17 protein-coding genes and 1 tRNA gene are annotated in these 18,031 nt (G+C 69.1%); 8 read left to right on the forward strand and 10 right to left on the reverse strand.

What is annotated here, in order from left to right:
• Positions 1–829 precede the first annotated feature (829 nt).
• Positions 830–1,567: a DsbA family protein gene (locus U3653_RS10880; protein ID WP_435406559.1), complete on the forward strand. Its 738-nt coding sequence runs from the start codon at positions 830–832 to the stop codon at positions 1,565–1,567.
• A 676-nt stretch (positions 1,568–2,243) separates the two neighbouring features.
• Positions 2,244–2,316, forward strand: a tRNA-Ala gene (locus U3653_RS10885).
• 143 nt (positions 2,317–2,459) lie between these two features.
• Here the strand turns inward: U3653_RS10885 and U3653_RS10890 are convergent.
• Complete coding sequence (locus tag U3653_RS10890; RefSeq protein WP_195078507.1) at positions 2,460–3,299, reverse strand: LysR family transcriptional regulator; 840 nt, start codon at positions 3,297–3,299, stop codon at positions 2,460–2,462.
• Positions 3,300–3,404: 105 nt separating this feature from the next.
• On the opposite strand from U3653_RS10890, the gene U3653_RS10895 reads away from it, so the two are divergent.
• Positions 3,405–4,130 carry an SDR family oxidoreductase gene (locus U3653_RS10895; protein WP_195078508.1) on the forward strand — a complete coding sequence of 242 codons (726 nt, stop codon included), beginning with the start codon at positions 3,405–3,407 and terminating at the stop codon, positions 4,128–4,130.
• A 107-nt stretch (positions 4,131–4,237) separates the two neighbouring features.
• On the opposite strand, the gene U3653_RS10900 is transcribed toward U3653_RS10895, so the two are convergent.
• Both U3653_RS10900 and U3653_RS10905 read right to left on the reverse strand, forming a co-directional pair.
• Positions 4,238–5,407, reverse strand: a complete 1,170-nt coding sequence (locus tag U3653_RS10900; RefSeq protein ID WP_323124179.1) for a hypothetical protein — start codon at positions 5,405–5,407, stop codon at positions 4,238–4,240.
• 111 nt (positions 5,408–5,518) lie between these two features.
• Positions 5,519–6,211: an NAD(P)H oxidoreductase gene (locus U3653_RS10905; RefSeq protein ID WP_195078509.1), complete on the reverse strand. Its 693-nt coding sequence runs from the start codon at positions 6,209–6,211 to the stop codon at positions 5,519–5,521.
• 131 nt (positions 6,212–6,342) lie between these two features.
• Here U3653_RS10905 and U3653_RS10910 point away from each other — a divergent pair, with 131 nt between their 5' ends.
• Positions 6,343–7,281, forward strand: coding sequence for an AraC family transcriptional regulator (locus tag U3653_RS10910; RefSeq protein WP_195078510.1), 939 nt, complete (start codon positions 6,343–6,345; stop codon positions 7,279–7,281).
• Positions 7,282–7,667: 386 nt separating this feature from the next.
• Positions 7,668–8,480: a DUF1206 domain-containing protein gene (locus U3653_RS10915; RefSeq protein WP_195078511.1), complete on the forward strand. Its 813-nt coding sequence runs from the start codon at positions 7,668–7,670 to the stop codon at positions 8,478–8,480.
• 6 nt (positions 8,481–8,486) lie between these two features.
• On the opposite strand, the gene U3653_RS10920 is transcribed toward U3653_RS10915, so the two are convergent.
• Both U3653_RS10920 and U3653_RS10925 read right to left on the reverse strand, forming a co-directional pair.
• The gene (locus U3653_RS10920; RefSeq protein WP_195078512.1) at positions 8,487–9,377 is read right to left on the reverse strand and encodes a class I SAM-dependent methyltransferase; all 891 of its coding nucleotides are present in this window, start codon (positions 9,375–9,377) and stop codon (positions 8,487–8,489) included.
• A gap of 3 nt (positions 9,378–9,380) precedes the next feature.
• A complete protein-coding gene (locus U3653_RS10925) occupies positions 9,381–10,745 on the reverse strand; it encodes a flavin monoamine oxidase family protein (RefSeq protein ID WP_195078513.1) in 1,365 nt (454 codons plus the stop codon).
• 234 nt (positions 10,746–10,979) lie between these two features.
• Between U3653_RS10925 and U3653_RS10930 the strand changes: the two genes are divergently transcribed.
• Positions 10,980–12,227 carry a cytochrome P450 gene (locus U3653_RS10930; protein WP_195078514.1) on the forward strand — a complete coding sequence of 416 codons (1,248 nt, stop codon included), beginning with the start codon at positions 10,980–10,982 and terminating at the stop codon, positions 12,225–12,227.
• 47 nt (positions 12,228–12,274) lie between these two features.
• Here the strand turns inward: U3653_RS10930 and U3653_RS10935 are convergent, their stop codons facing one another.
• The gene (locus tag U3653_RS10935; RefSeq protein ID WP_195078515.1) at positions 12,275–12,925 is read right to left on the reverse strand and encodes a TetR/AcrR family transcriptional regulator; all 651 of its coding nucleotides are present in this window, start codon (positions 12,923–12,925) and stop codon (positions 12,275–12,277) included.
• A gap of 188 nt (positions 12,926–13,113) precedes the next feature.
• Here U3653_RS10935 and U3653_RS10940 point away from each other — a divergent pair, with 188 nt between their 5' ends.
• Positions 13,114–14,193 carry an ADP-ribosylglycohydrolase family protein gene (locus U3653_RS10940; RefSeq protein WP_323124180.1) on the forward strand — a complete coding sequence of 360 codons (1,080 nt, stop codon included), beginning with the start codon at positions 13,114–13,116 and terminating at the stop codon, positions 14,191–14,193.
• A gap of 61 nt (positions 14,194–14,254) precedes the next feature.
• Here U3653_RS10940 and U3653_RS10945 read toward each other — a convergent pair whose 3' ends face one another.
• The 4 genes from U3653_RS10945 to U3653_RS10960 form a co-directional block, all read right to left on the reverse strand.
• Positions 14,255–15,205, reverse strand: coding sequence for an alpha/beta hydrolase (locus U3653_RS10945; RefSeq protein WP_323124181.1), 951 nt, complete (start codon positions 15,203–15,205; stop codon positions 14,255–14,257).
• Between the two features lie 102 nt (positions 15,206–15,307).
• Positions 15,308–15,838 (reverse strand): DoxX family protein, encoded by a 531-nt coding sequence (locus U3653_RS10950; protein ID WP_195078516.1) that lies wholly within the window; start codon positions 15,836–15,838, stop codon positions 15,308–15,310.
• Positions 15,838–16,284, reverse strand: a complete 447-nt coding sequence (locus U3653_RS10955) for an ABA4-like family protein (protein WP_195078517.1) — start codon at positions 16,282–16,284, stop codon at positions 15,838–15,840. Before U3653_RS10955 ends, U3653_RS10950 begins: the two co-directional genes overlap by 1 nt.
• The gene (locus tag U3653_RS10960) at positions 16,281–17,243 is read right to left on the reverse strand and encodes a hypothetical protein (protein WP_323124182.1); all 963 of its coding nucleotides are present in this window, start codon (positions 17,241–17,243) and stop codon (positions 16,281–16,283) included. The genes U3653_RS10955 and U3653_RS10960 overlap by 4 nt, the downstream gene beginning before the upstream one ends.
• A 109-nt stretch (positions 17,244–17,352) precedes the next feature.
• Between U3653_RS10960 and U3653_RS10965 the strand changes: the two genes are divergently transcribed.
• The gene (locus U3653_RS10965) at positions 17,353–18,000 is read left to right on the forward strand and encodes a MerR family transcriptional regulator (protein WP_195078518.1); all 648 of its coding nucleotides are present in this window, start codon (positions 17,353–17,355) and stop codon (positions 17,998–18,000) included.
• Positions 18,001–18,031 lie beyond the last annotated feature (31 nt).

Raw genomic sequence — 18,031 nt, forward strand, 5'->3', positions numbered from 1 at the left:
GCGCGGTGCCGGTGGTGGCCTCTTCCGGGGCGGCTCCGAGTGGTGACGGCATAGAAGACGCGCCGCACCCTTCTGGGTTTGAATCGATGCCCGAGGGCGTCGGGGCCCCGGCGGAGTCCGACGGGCTGGTGCGTCGTGCCCCCGCCGCGCGCGGCGATCGGCCTGGAGTGGCAGCGGATTCCCGGCCGGTGACGCCCGCGCCGGGGACCGCGGTCGTCGATTCGGACGTGGAGAATCCGCCGGGGCGCCCGATGTCTCGCGGTAAACGACGTCGGCCGGAGCGGCGTGCCCGCCGCAGGCGTTGAGCAGGACGGATTGCCCTGAACGTTCGCGGGAGAGTATGCGGCGGACGGCGGGGATGTGGCTGCCCAGCCCACGCCGGACAGTGGTCGATGCCGTTCGGCGAACCTGCTCCGGTTCGCGCGGGACGCGGCTGGTGAGGTGGCCAGGCCGGCGCGGGGGTGAGCGCCGGGCTCGGAGGGGTGAATCGGCTGTTGTTGTGAAGTCGGCGCGGGTTGTCGCCGATGTCCCTCGGCGAACCTCCCCCCCACATCACACCTGGACGCGGCTGGTAGGCGATGAAGATTGTCGCGGGGGCAGCACCGGGCTGAGTCGGCTGCTGCCGAGGCAGTGGGGACTCGGCGCGGGCGGTCGCCGCCACCATTTCGTGCGTTGCCCTGCATGGACGCGCGGAGTCTGCGGGGACCGAACTCCTGCTGCTCGGCCGGTGCCGGAACCTAGCTGTGTAGGTGCGCTCGCTGTGGGTGGGGGTGGATCGGATCCGTGGCCCGGCGGTGGGGATGGCGGTTGGTTGCGGCAAAGTGTCCATGTGAGCGAATCGCGTTCGAAGTACACGCCCCGGCCGATGTCCAGTGCGACCACCTATGCGCTCGGTGCGGTCGCTCTCGTGTTGATCGTGTTGATCGTCATCGCGGCGATCCGCTGGGGGCGGGACGACGCGGCCGTCCGGAACGACGGCTACGGGTCGGCGCGCAACGAGACGGTGCACTCGGTGCTCGAGCAGAACGGAGCGATTCTGCTCGGCCGCCCGGACGCGAAGAAGACCATCGACATCTTCGAGGACCCGCTGTGCCCCGGCTGCGGCAGCCTGGAGCGCATCTACGGCCAAGAGATCGCGCAGAAGATCGATGAGGGCGCGCTGGCCGTGCGCTATCGCTTGGTGAACTTTCTCGATGCGCGCTCCGGGAGCAAGGATTACTCCACCCGCGCCGTCGCCGCGAACCAGTGTGTGGCCGAGGCGGGTTCGGGACCCGTCTACTCCAAGTTCCACACCGAGCTGTTCACCACCAAGCGCCCCAGTGAAGGCGGCGCCGACCTGAGCAACGAGGAGCTCGCCACGATCGCGGGCGATGCCGGGGCCGCCGAACCCGTCCGGCAATGCATCGCCACCGGAGCCAAGGTCGACGCCGCCCGCGGCAGCGCCATGGCGCAGACGGCGGCGCTCGGCACGGCCTTGGGCGGCTCCGCGGCCACACCCGCGATCTTCGACGGTACGACCAAGGTCGACACCAACGACGAGAACTGGGTGGTCTCGCTCACCCGGTGACCGGCGGACTCCTGCGCTGTTCCCGGCAGGCGACGCTCTCGGTGATTTCCCTCACCAAGCGGGGCTTTCGACACGGCACCGGCTGCCTTCGGCGTCCTGACAAATCCGGGTCTCGGCGGAGGGAAGGGCCGGGACGCCGACTCCACCAAATCGACGCCCCGGCCCGCTCGACGGCGCGACCCGACATCCCCAGCCCCCGAGATCGCCGCCCGCCGAGCTTTCGGTTGGCCTGGGGCCGGGCGACGGCTCCACCTGCCGCCACCCGGCCCGCGCACTCGACAGCGCGATCCGGCCCCCTGCCCCAAGACCGCGCCTCGAGATGTTTCATCACCTGCTAAGACGTTGTGCCGCTACTCGTTTCGTTTTGCGGCCGCCCCGCCAGCGTGCCGACCGATCGCCACCGCGATCCGGCGTCAGGTACATCCGTCTCGCGCCAGGCGACCGCTGGACACTCGGAAACGAACAAACCAGCAACCCCATCTGCTCTGCTCGATCCGAGCGTCCAACCGCCTACCGACCCACACCCCGCACAATCGAAACTACTTCGAACACATGTTCGATACTAACCCCGATCGCCGCCTCCTGTCACCCCCGAATCGAGGCGATTTGGTTGCTGACACACCGTTGGTGTAACTTCATTCAAGCGCGGCGGGGACGCCCGGAGCGCAACCGACCAGGGGCTATGGCGCAGCTGGTAGCGCACCACACTGGCAGTGTGGGGGTCAGGGGTTCGAGTCCCCTTAGCTCCACAAAACATCAGGTCAGGCTCGGTTTTCAACCGGGCCTGACCTGTTTTGTGTGCACAGCCGAGTCTCGGCGCGCCCGGTATGCGGGATTCCGGAGGTCCCGAAAGGTCGGTCATGCCGATACGGCCGGCGAACAGTGCTGTCGGTCAGAGGCGCGTCGCGGTGTGGACGAGATCGGCGACGGCTTTGGATCTGCTGTGTGGTGGCCAAGCGATGACGGTCGTGACGGCTGGTGCGTCTTGCACGGGCACGACGGCGTGCTCGTCGCGTAGCTGGGTTCGCAGCGACTCGGGCACGACCGCGCAGGCCAGTCCGAGGGCGATCAGTTGGAAGAGTTGGGTGTGGTCGCGCACCTGCGGGCCGGGGCCTTCCGGATAGCTGCCGTCCCGTCCAGGCCAGCGCGGCAGGGGCAGGTTCGTCAGAGCGTCGACCTCGGCCAACCGCACATGCGTCCGATTGGCGAGGGGATGTCCCGCAGGCAGGACCACGACTTGATGTTCGGTGTGCAGATCCTCGGTGTCGAATCCGGCTGTCGTGTCGTAGGGCCGGTGGAGCAGAGCGACGTCGGCACGCCCGTTGCGCAGCAGACTTTCCGGCTGGCCCGGCCCGCACAGCATCACCTCGACGGCCGCGGCGTCCGGTTCGGCGGCGTAGGCGTGCAGCAGTTTCGACAACAGTTCGCTGGACGCTCCAGCTTTGGTGGCCAGCACCACACCGGGCTGGTCGGCCGCGGCACGGCGGGTTCGCCGCTCGGCGGCTTCGACCGCGTCGAGGGCGGCCCGGGCCTCCCGCAGCAGCACCGCCCCGGCCTCGGTCAAGGCGATGGCGCGCGAGGTGCGGTGCAGCAGGACGACTCCGAGCCGCCGTTCGAGCTGCTGGATGGCTCGTGACAGTGGTGGTTGCGCGATCGCGAGCCGTTTCGCCGCCCGCCCGAAGTGCAACTCCTCGGCGACGGCGACGAAGTATCGCATCTCCCGCGTCTCCACCGGGTCAGGGTATCCGGCGATGACCACGACCGATATCCGTGCGGTATCGCCGCGCACCCGATCGGTCTTGGACGCCGCACCCGCAGCCGCAGCAGGATCGGCGGTGTGAGTGAACAGACGATCGCGCTGGTGACCGGCGCGAACAAGGGGATCGGATACGAGATCGCCGCCGGCCTGGGCGCGCTCGGCTGGCGAATCGGTGTGGGCGCGCGCGATCGGCAACGGCGCGAGACCGCGGTGGAGAAGCTGCGCGCCGCTGGGACCGATGCGTTCGGCGTTCCGCTCGACGTGACCGACGACGCGAGCGTGGCCGCGGCGGCCGGATTGATCGCCGACCATGCCGGAGGGCTCGATGTTCTGGTCAACAACGCCGCGATCACCGGCGGTATGCCGCAGACGCCGGCCACGGTCGATGCCGCGACCGTGCGAATCGTCGTGGAAACCAACGTGATCGGCGTCATCAGGGTCACCAACGCGATGCTGCCGATGCTGCGCGCCTCGGCCGCACCGCGGATCGTCAACATGTCCAGCAGCGTCGGCTCGCTCACCCTGCAAACCACACCCGGCGTCGACATGGGCCCGGTTCCCGCCGCCTACTTGGCCTCGAAGACCTTCCTCAACGCCCTTACTATCCAATACGTCAAGGAACTGGGTGATACCAACATCCTGATCAACTCCGGCTGTCCCGGTTTCACCGCCACCGACCTCAACGGCTTCCGAGGCGTCCGCACACCGCAACAGGGCGCGGCCATCGCGATTCGCCTCGCGACCCTGCCCGACGACGGGCCGACCGGCGGATTCTTCGACGACGCCGGAACGGTGCCCTGGTGACGGACACGCCGGTGCCCGCCATTCCCCTTCTCGAGGTCAGCGGCGCGTCGCGCGTCGGAGGAGAAGCAAGACCACCGCAAAGGCGGTCAGGTACGACGAGTTCGGGCTCACTCGATCCCGAATTCCGCTCTGATCGCGGCGAACAGCGTGTCCACCTCGGAGCCGAAGACCAACGCGGTGGTGTACAGCGTCGTCATCGCGGCTTCGAGGGCGTCGGGTCGGCAGGCGTCGATGATGGTGGGCAGCGCGAAGGACGGGCGGTGGATCGGGCCCGGATCGAAGGGGTTCGCCGCCGCACCGGCCGGACCCATCGTTGCTTCGATGGCTCCCACGTGCTCGTCGTCCGGCGGGCCGAAGTCCTCGTCGTGCAGCCGGGTCATGGCCGCGTCCGCGTCGTCGAACGGGGGCGGTAGCGGTCGGCCGTCCCGCAGCGCCGCCAGGGCGGGTCGTACCCACGGCCGGTCGGTGAGCCCGGCTTTCGCGCAAGCCTTCGCCGCTGACCAGCGTGCCAGTCGCCGCAACTCGGGATCACCCATGCCGGCGATCGCCTCGGCGAGCGCGCGGTCGTGGCGGGCCAGGTCTTCCGCGCCGGGGTGATCTTCGAGCCGGGGTATCGGCTCCCCACCCCAGCGCCGTCGCTGGAAAGCGGCCGCTTGCTCCGCCAGTTCATCGATGTGCAGGCGGCGCGAGCCTTCGTCGTCGACTACGACGACCCATTCCTCCGCGCCGTGGACCGGCGCGGTGACCTCGGGTAGCGGGACATCCTCGGGCACACCGTATCCGGGCATGTCCCACTGCACAGCAGGCAGCGGTTCACTGCCGTCGTCCGGCCATAACCGGATACGCCACACATCGCCGGGTTCGGTCGACCCGGGCCAGCCATAGTTGACGAATCCGCGGCCGCTGACCTCGATCAGGTACTCGCCCTTCGGCACAGGGCAGTCGGCCGCGCCGTCGACCGGCGACGAGAGGCACAGTGTGCTCTCCTGTCCGACTCGCAACCTCGTCTCGCACACCTGCTGCCATTCGGCGCGGTCGTCGGGCGGACGCTCGTCCCACAGCTGAACCGTCACCGGCATCCGGAAGTTGTTCTGGTGCGGGCTCAACACCAGCACCGCGAGCCCATCGGAGGCGAAAGGATGCGCCGCTAGTGCGCGGTCGAGCAGTTCGAGTTCATCGACCGGACCATCGATGCCGCCGTCGATGCGAAACTGTCCGTAATCCATGAACAGGTATACGGTTTCCTCGCTGACCGGTTGCCTCGACCTGGTGCTCACTGCGTCATCTTGGCAGGCGAGCAATGCCCCTGCGCGAGGGCGACGTTCCCGGTCAGGGGAGTCCGCATGCCGGATTCTCATCCTTGGCCGCCGAGTCGCCGCCGATCGTGGTCAGACGGCGACCCGGTCCGTGGCGAGGAAATCGTCGACGAAGCCCAGCGCGCGGGCTTCCAAGCCCGCGTAGTGGGCTTCGCGGACGGCGCCGGTGAGGGCTTCGTCGAGCAGAAGGTTGCCCGCCGCGTCCAGGCGCTGCCGCTTCTCCTCCGCGCCGGGCAACAGCCCCACCGATGAATGGGTGAGGCCGCAGTAGTAGGCGATGCCGTCGTCGAGTTGCGCGCTGAGCGCATCCTGCATGAGTTCCACGACCGCGTCGTCGTCCGCCGCGCCCGCCAGTCCCAGCCACAGCATCCGCTTGCCCGCGAGCCGGGATTTGCTGCGGCCGTAGGCGAATCCGTAGTTCCACACCCGATCGATCCAGCCCTTCAGAATCGCCGGGACCTGCATCCAGTACACCGGGAACACCGCGACGATCACGTCGGCGGCGAGGATGCGCCGCATATGGCTCTCGACCTCGGGGGAGTACGCCTTCTCTCGATTGCCCCATTCCGGGAGGTCGGCCGCGGTCATGCGGGGATCGAAGTTCTCGGCGTGCAGGTCCAGCAGGTCGATTCGGTAGCCCGCCGCGGTGAGCCGCCGGGTGGCCAGCCGGGCGATGTGGGCGGTCAGCGAACTGGGCCGGGGGTGAGCGACGACGACCAGTGCGGTGCGAGTGGTCGCGGTATCCACGGTCGGGTTGTGTTGCACGAGGGCCTCCCTGGTGGGTCCGGAGTTCCGGACGATCGGTTGTGCGGTCCGGACTTCATTCCACACTGGCGACCATGGACGATCTATGGGTAAAGATCTACATTTGATAGGAGTTCGTCTACGCTGATGGCGTGGACCCTTTGAGCAAACTGTTGGGTGGCATCCGTGCCGAAGGCGCCGTGCTCACCACCGCGGTCCTGGAAGCACCGTGGAGCATCCGGTTCGCCGACGAGGCGCCGCTGACCATGGTGACCGTGCTGCGCGGTGGGGGAACACTGCTGCTGCCGGGCGGTGTTGAGCGCCGGATCACGATGGGGGACACCGCGGTAGTGCGCGGCCCGGAACCATTCGTCCTCGTCGACCGCCCAGATACTGTCGGCCTGCCGCACGAGCAATACGAGGTCGCCTGCTTCGCGCCGGAGGCGAAATGCGATCCCGCGCTCGACGGCGGTCGCTGGGGCAACACCCCCGCCGGTGAGACCACCACTCTCATCGTCGGCGCCTATCGGGCGTCCGGCCGGCGCCACGAACGGCTGTTGCGTGCCATACCGCCCGTCTTGGTCGTGACCGACGATGTGGAGGTGTGCGCGTGGATGGAGTCGATCGCCGCGGACGCGGCCAAGCGTCCGGCCGGTGCGCAGGCGATGATGGACCGGCTGCTCGACTGGGCTCTGGTGTGCACGCTGCGCGACTGGTTCGATGAGCTGGACGCCGACGCGCCGGGTTGGTATCGCGGTCCGGCCGATCCGGTGGTGGGGCCGGCATTGGCGGCCATGCATGGAAAGCCCGCCGCCGGTTGGACGGTCGCGTCGCTGGCGTCCGAGGCAGGGGTATCGCGGGCGCTGTTCGCACGGCGGTTCGCCGAGGTCATGGGGCAGTCGCCCGTGGCGTATCTCACCGAATGCCGGATGGACGAGGCGGAGGAACTCCTGGCCGACCGCAGTCTCACCGTGGCGCAGGTGGCGAAGGCCGTCGGTTACGCCGACGCTTTCGGTTTCAGTGCGGCGTTCAAGCGACATCGGGGAATCCGCCCCAGCGAATTCCGCGCCACCGCCGATCTCGGAGCGTGAACCGGCACGGAACCTGTGTCGAAGCAGGAGGTGGTCTGGTGGCCTGCTCTCGCGAAAGCCACTGCGGCTGCCACAGCGATGTGGCGGCGATATCTCGCTGCCAGCGCGGCTACAGTCTCGCCGCGGTGGCTGCGGGTTCTCGAAACCGGCTGCCAGCGGCGACTGCGTGAGGCGGCAGCCGGGATCGATCAAGAGCCCATGCTCGAGAGGCGCCCGGGGTCTGGTCCGCACCGGCATTCGTCCGATGAGCACCGCCAATCGCTGACCTGGGGGCGCACCGCCGCGACCGAGGCATCGAGATGGGCAGGTGGGTTCCCGGCGGACTTGGGTATCCGGTCGGTGTCCCGCGGCGCTTCCGTCGTGGCACATGGGATGGGAGGAGCACCATGACCCACACCGGCCTTTCCGGCACCGCCGGGCGCATCGCCCACAACAGCGTGTTCGCGCGGTTCGCCCGCGCGGGCTACGTCATGTCCGGCCTCGTGCACCTGCTCATCGGCTACATCGCCATCCGGCTGGCCTTCGGCGGCGGGGGGAACGCCGATCAGTCCGGCGCGATGGCCGAGCTGGCGAACAAGCCGGGCGGCACGATCACGCTCTGGGTAGCTGCGGCCGCGTTTGTCGTGATGGCGCTGTGGCGGCTGATGGAGGCTGTCTTCGGCAAAGCGTCCGAACCGGCGGCCGACAGCAAGAAGTCCGAGGCGTTCGACCGCGTCAAGGCGTTCTCCCTGTTCGCGGTCTACACGGGATTGGCTGTCACCGCGTTCCGTTTCGCCCATGGCAGTGGGCGGTCGAGCAGCAGCCAGAGTGTGGGGCTCACGGCGCGGTTGATGCAGAACACGGCCGGCGCGATCGCTCTCGTCGTGGGCGGGCTGGTCATCATCGCGGTCGGCGGCTATCACGTGTACAAGGGCGCCACGCGGAACTTCCTCGACGACCTGCGCGGACCGCAGAGCGCGTTCGTGCGGCGGCTGGGCACGGCAGGCTACATCGCGAAGGGGCTGGCCGTCGCCGCGGTCGGGTTGCTGGTGATTCTCGCGGCGACCGAATCCGATCCGAACAAGTCCGCCGGACTGGACGGAGCCATCAAGACGCTCGGCGCGCAACCGTTCGGCGTGGCCCTGCTCCTGATCGCCGGGCTGGGCATCATCACTTACGGGCTCTACAGCTTCGTCATGGCCCGCAGCGCCAAGATGTGACGACAGCTACCGCGCAGCGGTCAGCAGCCTCGGTTGGCGCCACAGGTCGTCGAGCTCCTCGGGGAGATCCGGGACCGATCGGCCGTAGGACGCGGCCAGCTCGCTCGGACTCTCGGCTCGCACCGACCAGCCGTGCTCGGCCAGCCACCGGGCCGGATCGGCCCGTTCGTCGTCGTAGAACAGCTCGGCCGGATCGACGTCCCCGAACGGGTTGTAGCGGCCGAAATACTTGGACTCCACATTCGCGAAGCGTTTGACGTCGACTCCGGCCACGAAGCTCTCCACGGCCAGCCTGCTGCCGGGCGCGGACAGTGCGTCGATGTGTTCGAACAACCTGTCCTGTGCCGCACCGGGAAGATAGGGCAACAGTCCCTCGGCCGACCACGCGGTCGGCGCGGCCGGGTCGAAGCCGGCGCCGCGCAGCGCGGCGGGCCAGTCTTCGCGCAGGTCCACCGGCACCGTGCGTCGCTCGGCCTTGGCTCGCGCGCCGTGCTCGGTGAGCACCTTCTCCTTGAATTCCAGCACTTTGGGCTGATCGATCTCGAACACCGTCGTCCCCGCGGGCCAGTTCAGGCGCTGTGCCCGCGCGTCCAGTCCCGCCGCTACGATCACGGCTTGCCGAACGCCCGCGGCCGCGGCCGAGAGGAAGAAGTCGTCGAAGAACTTCGTTCGCAAGCCCATGAACCCGGGGACCAGCGGTATGTCGTCGAGCGGGGAGGGGTCCGCCAAGAGTCCGGTGAAGTGCGGGTGGCCCGAAGCCGCGACGAACAGTGGTGCGTAGTCGTCCCGGATCAGCGGATCGGGAGCGGCTGTCTCCAGGGCCCGGAACGTCGCGACCCCCAACGCGGTGAGCCCGACACTACTGACGATGTCCCATACGTCTCCGTCGGTGCGCATCGGTCAGACCACCGCCGCGGTCTCGTGCTCGAGCACTTCGCTGGCCGCGCGTTCGCCGGAGCGGATGGCCCCGTCGATCCAGCCGCACATGACCGCGGAACTCTCGGTGCCCGCCCAGTGGATACGGCCGCACGGCTCACGCAGGGCATGGCCGAATTGCGTGAGCACGCCGGTGGGCGCGTGACTGAGCATCCCGCCGCCGGAATAACGCTCCGCACTCCAATCCTGCTCGATGTAGTCGACCGGTGCGCCTGCCTTCCGGCCGAATCGCTCGACGAGGGCGTCGAGGATCGCGCGCCTGCGTTCCGTCTCGTCGAGCCGGGCGATCTGCCGCGCGAGCGGTCCCTCGATGATGACGCACAGGACACCGGGCCGCCCGGTGTCCGTGCACGCGTCGATGGTGATCGTCGCGGGGGAGCCCGGCGCGGCGGACTGCCCCGACAAGCCGTCGTCGCGCCAGAACGGCTCGTCGTACACGACGGAGACCTTGATGATCGAACCGCTCGGCATGCGCTGATGCAGGAACATGCGGTCGGCGGGCAGCATCGGTTTGTACGAGATCTGGCCGGCGACCGCGAGGGGCACGGTCACGATCGCCCGGCGCGCCCGCACCCTCAGGTCCGACGCGCGCACCGTCACTCCCGAATCGTCCTGGTGGATGCAGCGGACCGGCTGCGAAAGGTGGATCGCGTCGCCGAGTTCGGCGGCCATCGGCCGGTAGATCGCGCCCATGCCCCCGATCGGCCGCGCATCCTGCGCCGCGTCCTTGACCCCGAGGACGAAGCCCGGCCCGCCGCCGGAAGCCATCTGATACAGGACGAACAGCAAGGAGACTTCCGAAGCCGCCGAGGTGTAGCAACCGGCGACGGCGGTCTCGAGCAGATCGTGCGCGGGCTTGGACAGGACGTTGGCTTCCAGCCAGTGCGCCAGGCTGACCTGATCCCATTTGTCGGCCTTCTTCGCCGCCCACGGCGCTTCCAGCGGCACCGACTTGCACATGTGTCCCAGCTCGAGGAAGACGGCGCCGAGGTTCATCGCCGCCCACGGGCTCATCGTCCACGGGATCGTTCCGGTGTAGCGGTGCTGCTTGCCGTCGACCACCATCATGGCCTCGCCGCCGGTGTACTGCTTGTAGCTCGAGACGCCGAACTCGGTCATCAGCGCTTGCACGCGGTCCTGACCCGGCCCGATCCAGGCGCCGCCGCGATCGATCCAGCACCCGTCGTCGCGCACCTGGGTGAAGGTGCGCCCGCCGAGCCGGTCCCTGGCCTCGAGCAGCGCCACCGATCGACCCATCTGTTTCAGCCGCAGCGCGGCCGTCAATCCGGCGAATCCCCCGCCGATTACGCAAAAGTCGACGTCTGTCATGGCGTGCCGTCCTCGGGTTGCAGTTCGCGCACAGCCGCCGTGTCCCTGCGCTCGACCGGCGCACTCGACACAGCGGGTGCGATTCGCCTTCGATCAGGTCAACGCGTCGAAATAACGGGGCAATTCTATAGCAACCCATAGCGGCCGGTCATCTCGAGCCGTTTCCGGTGCGGACGCCCTTCGAGCTGCTTAGGCTCACGGATTCTGTTGTTCGAACCGCCTGGAGCTTCTCCGATGACGATGCCCACGTCCTCCGCGCACAGCCGCGCACCGCACGGTTCGCCGATCGACACCGACGGCCCCCGAATCCCTTTGTTCGCCGACGAATTCGCCGCGGACCCGCACGGTGCCTATCGCGCGATGCGGGAGCGGTACGGATCGCTGGCGCCGGTGGAACTGGCGCCGGGCGTGCCGGCCACCTTGGTGCTGGGGTATCACACCGCCGTGCGGATCTTGAACGATCCCGACCACTTTCCGGCCGACCCCCGCGCCTGGGAGCAGGACATCGCCGCCGACTGTCCGGTGCTGCCGATGATGCAGTGGCGGCCGAACGCGTTGCGCAACGCCGGAGCCGAGCATGCCCGTTATCGGCAAGCCAATGTCGCGGGTCTGGCCAAGGTCGATCTGTACGGCCTGCACGACACCGTCGCGCAGCTGGCGACACCGCTGATCAACTCGTTCTGCGCGGACGGGTCGGCGGATATCGTGCGCCAGTACGCTTTTCCGCTCGCCTTCGCGGTGCTGAACGCCATGCTGGGGTGTCCGGCCGAGATCGCGCAGCGCGCCGCGAGCGGTATGGCCGCGATCTTCGAGGGCGTCGACGCGGAGCAGGGGAACAAGATGCTCATCGGCTCGCTGGGTGAGCTGACGGTGTTGAAACGGGCCGAGCCAGGTGACGACATCACGACACGGATACTCCGGCACCCGACCGGGCTGAGCGACACCGAAGTCGTGCACCAGCTGGGGACGCTCTACGGCGCGGGGATCGAGCCGCAGCTGAATCTGATAGTCAACACGCTCTTGCTCATCCTCACCGACGAGCGGTTCGGCGGCAGCGTGCTCGGCGGCAGCCTGTCGAGCCGGGACGCGCTGGACGAGGTGCTGTTCAACGATCCCCCGATGGCGAACTTCTGCTTCAGTTTCCCGAAGCAGCCCATCCTGATCGACGATGTCTGGTTGCCCGCCCACCAACCGGTCGTGATCAGCATCGCCGCCTGCAACACCGATCCCGCGATCCGCGCCGAACGGTACTCGGGCAACCGCGCCCATCTGGCGTTCGGCGGCGGCCCGCACGCGTGCCCGGCGAATTCGCTGGCGTACCTGATCGCCCAGGACGCCATCGATCAACTGCTCGACGCGCTGCCCGAGCTGCGGCTCGCGGTCCAGGTCGAGGAGCTGACCTGGCGTCCCGGCCCGTTCCATCGAGCGCTGACCGCCCTGCCGGTGGTGTTCCCGGCGTCGCTGCCGTTGCCGCTGCCGTAACCGGGGGTCGAAGGGTTCTGTGCCACACGAGGGGTGGCGGGATCGAGCTACGCGCCGCCGAGCAGTAGCCGGTAACGGCTCTCCAGCCCGTCCAACAGGCATTCCAGGCCGACTTCGAAAGCGTCTCGATCGATCCGCTGCTGCCGCTCGGCCAGCAGGTGTGCCTCGTTCAGATGCGGATAGGCGTCGGCGTAGACCGCGGCGTCGGAGGGGAAGCCTCCGGCGAACGATCCCAGCGACGCTCCGGTGAGGAAATAGCGCATGGTGGTGCCGACCGTGGTGGCCTCCCGGCGCGGCCAGCCCGCGGCGACGAGGCCGCCGAAGACCGCGTCGGCCATGCGCAAGGCGTTGGGCCGGTGACCGGGACCGCTCGCCAAGGCGGGCACGATGTGCGGATGCGCCGCCATGGCGGCGCGGTAGGAGCGGGCCCACTCACGCAACGACGAGCGCCAGTCGGGATGCTCGGCCGACAATCCCTCGAACATCGAGACGTCGACCTCGCCGAGCACGGCGTCGACCACCGCGTCGATGAGGTCGTCCTTGGTGCGGACGTGGTTGTACAGCGACGGACCCTGCACGCCCAGCTCGGTGGCCAGCCGCCGCGTCGAGACAGCGGCCAGGCCCTCGGCGTCGACCAGGGCGAGGGCGGTGTCGATGATGCGGTCGCGGGTCAGCAGCGGTCGGCGGGGGCGTGCCATGGGTCTCCTTTCGGTTCTGGCATTGTCGCAGGCACACGCCCGGATACTTGCACCGCTAGTTTCGCGCCCGGCTCACCTCGTGCGCTCGTGGCCGGCCGCGGACGCGGCGATTGTGTCGCCACACCGGCGGCAGGGATATCCGAGTGCGATGACCAGGGTGGGCGCGCCGTGCGCGATGATGGTGTGCCGTGGCGGATTACATGGCGGTCTTCGATCGGGTCCGGGGTTCTCTGCTGGGTGGGGCGGTGGGTGACGCGCTCGGCTGGCCGATCGAATTCCTGCGGCTTGAGCAGATCCGGCAGCGGTACGGCGACGAAGGCGTGACGGGCTTCCTGCCTCAGCACGCCGAGGACGCGCCGCAGCAGGTCACCGACGACACCCAGATGACCCTGTTCACCGCGGAGGGGCTGTTGCGTTCCGCCCCCGGCGCGGACCCGGTGCCCGCGTTGCGCCGAGCGTATCTGCGCTGGTTGCAGACGCAGCGGCAGGAGGAGCCCGCACCCCACGTGGACGGGTGGCTGGCGAGCCTGCCGTTCCTGTACGCGGTGCGGGCGCCAGGGAACGCGTGCATGTCCGGTCTCGGGCAGCAGTCACGGGGATATCTCGCACCGGTCGCGCTCGGCGGGAGCGGACCGGTGAATCCGCATTCGAAGGGATGCGGCACTGTCATGCGGTCGGCGCCCTTCGGATTGTGCGGAATGGGGGCCGATCTCGCGTTCACCACCGCCGCGCGGGCGGCGCAGCTGACCCATGGGCATCCGACGGGGTATCTCGCCGCAGGGGCGTTCGCGGCATTGGTCGACCGGGTCGTGAGCGGGATCGAGCTGCCGATCGCGTTGCGGGACACGATCGCCCAGCTCGCCGCCGTTCCTTCGAGCGCGGAGACGGTTGCGGCGCTGACCCGGGCCGTGGAATTGTCCGAGCATCCCGTCTCCGCCGAGCAGGTCGAGCTGGTGGGGGAAGGGTGGGTCGCCGAAGAATGCCTGGCCATCGCGGTGTACTGCGCTTTGCACGCGGTCAGGACCGGCGATGCCCGCGCGGCACTGCTGCTCGCGGTGAACCACTCCGGGGATTCCGATTCCACGGGCGCGGTGGCGGGGAATCTGATCGGGGCGGTCCACGGCGTCTCCGGACTGCCGATCGAGTGGGCGGCGGCGGTCGAGGGCCGCGACGCGCTGGTGCAGGTCGCCGACGACCTCGTGATGAATTTCGGGCTCGGCGACCGGTCGGGGCTCGCCGCCCGCTATCCCGTCGACGAGGGTCTGTGAGAACCGCGTAGTCGCAGGCAGACTCGAAGCGGTCACGCCGGGGGCAGGGCGGCCCGCGTCCTCACGCGCCGAGGGCGCGCGCCAGGTGGGGCCACGAATCGTGGAGGTCGGTCTCGAACTGACCCCAGGTGTGCGAGCCTTCCGCGCGGTTCACATGGATCGCGGGCAGCCCGAGTTCGTCGAGACGATCGGCGAAGGCCGCCGTGCAGGAGCTGGCTATCGCCTCGATGGGCGGAAAGGGCAGGCCGCGATCGATCGCGCCGGGAGTGCCGGAGGCGGCCGACAAGTAGATCGTCTTCCCGGCCAGAGCGGCCGCGTTGGCGAAAGCGTCGTGCGCACGCCAGATCACTTCGCCCGGAGCGCCCCACATATTCGCCGGATTGCCGCCGCCTCGGATGACCTGCGCGCTCACCATCGCCGCGCCCACGGCGTCGGCGGCCCACGGGCATCCGCTGTAGGCCGCCACCGCGTCGTACACGTCGGGCGCCTGGATCGCGAGGTCGACGGCGGATCCGGCGCTCATCGACACTCCCGCGATCGCGTTGCGCCCGGTCGTGCCGAGTTCGGCGTCGAGCGTCGCGGGAAGCTCCCGCGTGAGATAGGTCTGCCAGCGGTTGCGCCCGACCGCCGGATCGTCGGCGAGCCAGTCGGTGTACATGCTGTAGGCGCCGCCGACCGGCATCACCACGTTGACGTGCTTGTCGGCGAAGAACTCCCGCACGTCGGTGTCGTCCCACCACGAGATTCCGTCGACTCCACCGCCGATGCCGGTGAGCAGGTACAGCGTGGGCGCGGGACCGCCACCCGCCGCGCGGATCACCCGATTGGTGACCACCCGATCCATGGACGGCGAATAGACATCGATCTGGGAAACCGAGCCGCCGAGCGGAACTTGCCCGACCACGTGCTCCCGTGCGGGCTCGGCTCCGGCAGGGGCGAGGGAAAGGAAGGACGCCGCGACAGCGGTCGCGAGCGCGCTGACGAGCGCGCCCGAATACCTAGAAGCACTCACTATTCCGGTGTACCCGCCTCCGACGCCAGTACGCCTGCGACTGCGGAGGATTCACGGTTGTCCCCATCGAAAGCCTTGGGCGCGGCGACTTTCGGAGGAACATCAGGCGGCCGTGCGGTTCGCCGCGGTCGCCCGCAGGCTTCCAGACCCGCGCCGCCAGGATCGCAGTATCCCGGCTGCCCACAGGGCGACCCCGATGTAGAGCACCTGTTCCGGGATGCGCGCCCACAGCGGCGTCGCGGGTGCGCCGTTGAACGGAATGCCGGAGACAGCCGCGTGGACATTGGCGGGCAGCATGACGACGAACAGTGCGGCGAGCCCGAGCCCCGCTGTTCGGCGGGTGCGTGCGAGGAAGAGACCCGCCGCGCCCAGCAGTTCCAGGACGCCGGTCAGGTAGACCATCGCGCCGGGGAAGGGGACGAACGGCGGCACCATCGGGAGCAGATCGGCATGAGTGGGCACGGGGGATTCCGTGAACGCGTCCGGGAGAAAATGCGTCGTGCCGGTCATGATGAGCATCACGCCGAGAGCGTAGGCGGCGCAGGTGGGCCAGGCGCCGAACCGGAGTACGCCGAAAGCGCCCGCCGTGCGCAGCGCGAGCAGGGTGGTCAGCAGAACGACGAGGGTTTCCATCACGCCTCCGTGGGGACAGGCCGGCCGGGCGCCGGGGTGGTGGTGAGCCGGATGAGCAGGTAGAGCAGGGCGCCGAGCGGCGCGAACAGGATGGTGAGCGCCAGCAGCGGGCTGATCAGCAGCGATGGGAGACGGCGGGTGCGGCTGTCGAGGAAGATCCAGCGGCCGAGGAACAGGTCGAAGGCCACGAAATGCGCCCAGGCCGCCGCGGCGCCGGCGCTCGAACCCAGCACCGCGCGCAGGCCGGACAGTTCCGGGTCGGCCAGCGCCGGGGCGAGTGTGGCGAACTCGGGCACGACCAGTGCCGCGTAGACGATCAGCGGCGGCAGGCAGACGAGCGGCGAGGCGACGATCGCCCCGGTCCGCCGCCACTTCGGCGCCAGGATCATCAGCGCCCAGAACGGCGCCGCGAACCAGAAGGTGATATCGAAGAACAGTTCCGTCATCGGCCCGCTCCGATCGGGAATCGCCGTACGGCAGCGTCTTTCGGCCGGACCGCGACGGCCGTGGCCGCTGTGGCGGCGAGGACGACCGCGGCGAACGCCGCGAGGGTGGTCACGTCGGGACGGACCACCGACTGTCCGCGCAGCGCCTGCCAGGTCAGCACCGCGAGCAGCGCGGCGTAGGTCGCCGCGGCGATCACGACGAGCGTTCGCCTGGTGCCCGGCGCGCGCAGGACCGGGAATCGCCGCGACCCGTGCTCGAGAGCGAGCAGAAGCAGTGGAATCACTTGCAGTGCATGCATGCCGAGGAAATGCGGGACGCGCAGATCGCCGGCGACCGTGCTCCATCCGAGGAAGGGCAACCCGGGACCACCGTCGGGAAGCCCGACGGTGTGGGCGCCGCGGATCGAGTTGCCCGCCGCCCGCTGTTCGGCCGTCGGCGCCACCATCAGCATGCCGAGCGCGGCGCCCGCGAGGGAGAGCGCGGCACCGTAACGGATCGCCGCGGCGCGGGCGGGGTCGGCCGCCGGATGAGCGAACAATGCGGCCGACACGACCATGGTGGCGAGCCAGACCACCACGATGGACGACCCCATGAGGTCCCACAGCGCCGCGTTCAGCGGCGTCGTGAAATTGAAGTGGCTGGTGGTGCCCCGCAGGATCTGGGTGGTGATGACGACGAGTTCCACCGCCAAGCCCAGTGCCGCCACCGTCCCCGCCCACCACGCGACCCGCCGCCACCGGGTGAGCTGGGCGAGCAACCACGCCCAGGTGACGGCGTAGACCAGCACGGAAAGGGCGAACTTCGCGGACTTCGCCCATATCGGTAAGCCGGTGATGGTGCGGTCGTCGATGAGCATGCCCCCGATCGACCAGCCGACCAGGAGCGCCATGGCGACGGCGAACAGCATCAGCGGCCGATGCCAGGAGAGGGCGGGGAAGCGCTGGAAAAGGGCGGTCACGACAAGTCGACCTTTCGAGACTGAAGGTATCGATAGTTGCACTATCAGTAGCAATTATGGATAGCTGTACTATCCGTTGTCAAGCAGCCGACCGAACCCGAGGAGTCCGATGCGGATCGCCGAACTCAGCCGCGCCAGCGGCGTTCCCGCCGCGACGATCAAGTACTACGTGCGCGAGGGGCTCCTGCCTTCCGGTGTGCGGACCCATCGCAATCAGGCCGAATACAGCGACGCCCACGTCGGCAGGCTGCGGCTGATCCGGGCACTGGTGGATATCGGCGGCGTGTCCATCGAAGCGGCGAAGGAACTGCTCGCCGCGCTCGACAGCGGCAGCCTGTCCGCGCGCGACGCCCTCGGCCACGTGCAGTACGCGCTGGGCGGGCGGCGCTCGCCGGTCGGAGACGAACGACGGGCGGCCGCCGCCGATGACGTCGCGGCACTGCTGGACCGGCGCGGCTGGCGGATCGAGGACGACAGCCCGGCCCTCGGCACCCTCGTCGACGTCTGTGCCGCGCTGCGCCTGCTCGGCCACGACGAGGTGGTGGCCGCGCTGGACGACTACGCGAGCGCCAGCGAAGCCATCGCCGTCACCGACATCGCCCTGGTGCGCGACGAACCCGGCCTGGAGCGGATGACCGAAACCGCCATCGTCGGAACGATTCTGGGCGACACGCTGCTCGCGGCGTTGCGCAGGCTGGCGCAGGAACATCTGTCCAGCACGCTGTTGCCGCCGGACGACGCCTCCGGCGAGGTTTAGCCCGGCCCGCGCGCGGCATGCCGGAAACAGG

Origin of the sequence: Nocardia implantans, from assembly GCF_035544775.1 — a bacterium.
Taxonomy (GTDB): Bacteria; Actinomycetota; Actinomycetes; order Mycobacteriales; family Mycobacteriaceae; genus Nocardia; species Nocardia implantans.

Excerpts from the sequence above, each read along its gene's own strand:
- U3653_RS10915 (WP_195078511.1), top strand. The coding sequence starts at position 7,668 with ATGACCCACACCGGCCTTTCCGGCACCGCCGGGCGCATCGCCCACAAC.
- U3653_RS10920 (WP_195078512.1), bottom strand. The coding sequence starts at position 9,377 with ATGCGCACCGACGGAGACGTATGGGACATCGTCAGTAGTGTCGGGCTC.
- U3653_RS10925 (WP_195078513.1), bottom strand. The coding sequence starts at position 10,745 with ATGACAGACGTCGACTTTTGCGTAATCGGCGGGGGATTCGCCGGATTG.
- U3653_RS10930 (WP_195078514.1), top strand. The coding sequence starts at position 10,980 with ATGACGATGCCCACGTCCTCCGCGCACAGCCGCGCACCGCACGGTTCG.
- U3653_RS10935 (WP_195078515.1), bottom strand. The coding sequence starts at position 12,925 with ATGGCACGCCCCCGCCGACCGCTGCTGACCCGCGACCGCATCATCGAC.
- U3653_RS10950 (WP_195078516.1), bottom strand. The coding sequence starts at position 15,838 with ATGGAAACCCTCGTCGTTCTGCTGACCACCCTGCTCGCGCTGCGCACG.
- U3653_RS10955 (WP_195078517.1), bottom strand. The coding sequence starts at position 16,284 with ATGACGGAACTGTTCTTCGATATCACCTTCTGGTTCGCGGCGCCGTTC.
- U3653_RS10965 (WP_195078518.1), top strand. The coding sequence starts at position 17,353 with ATGCGGATCGCCGAACTCAGCCGCGCCAGCGGCGTTCCCGCCGCGACG.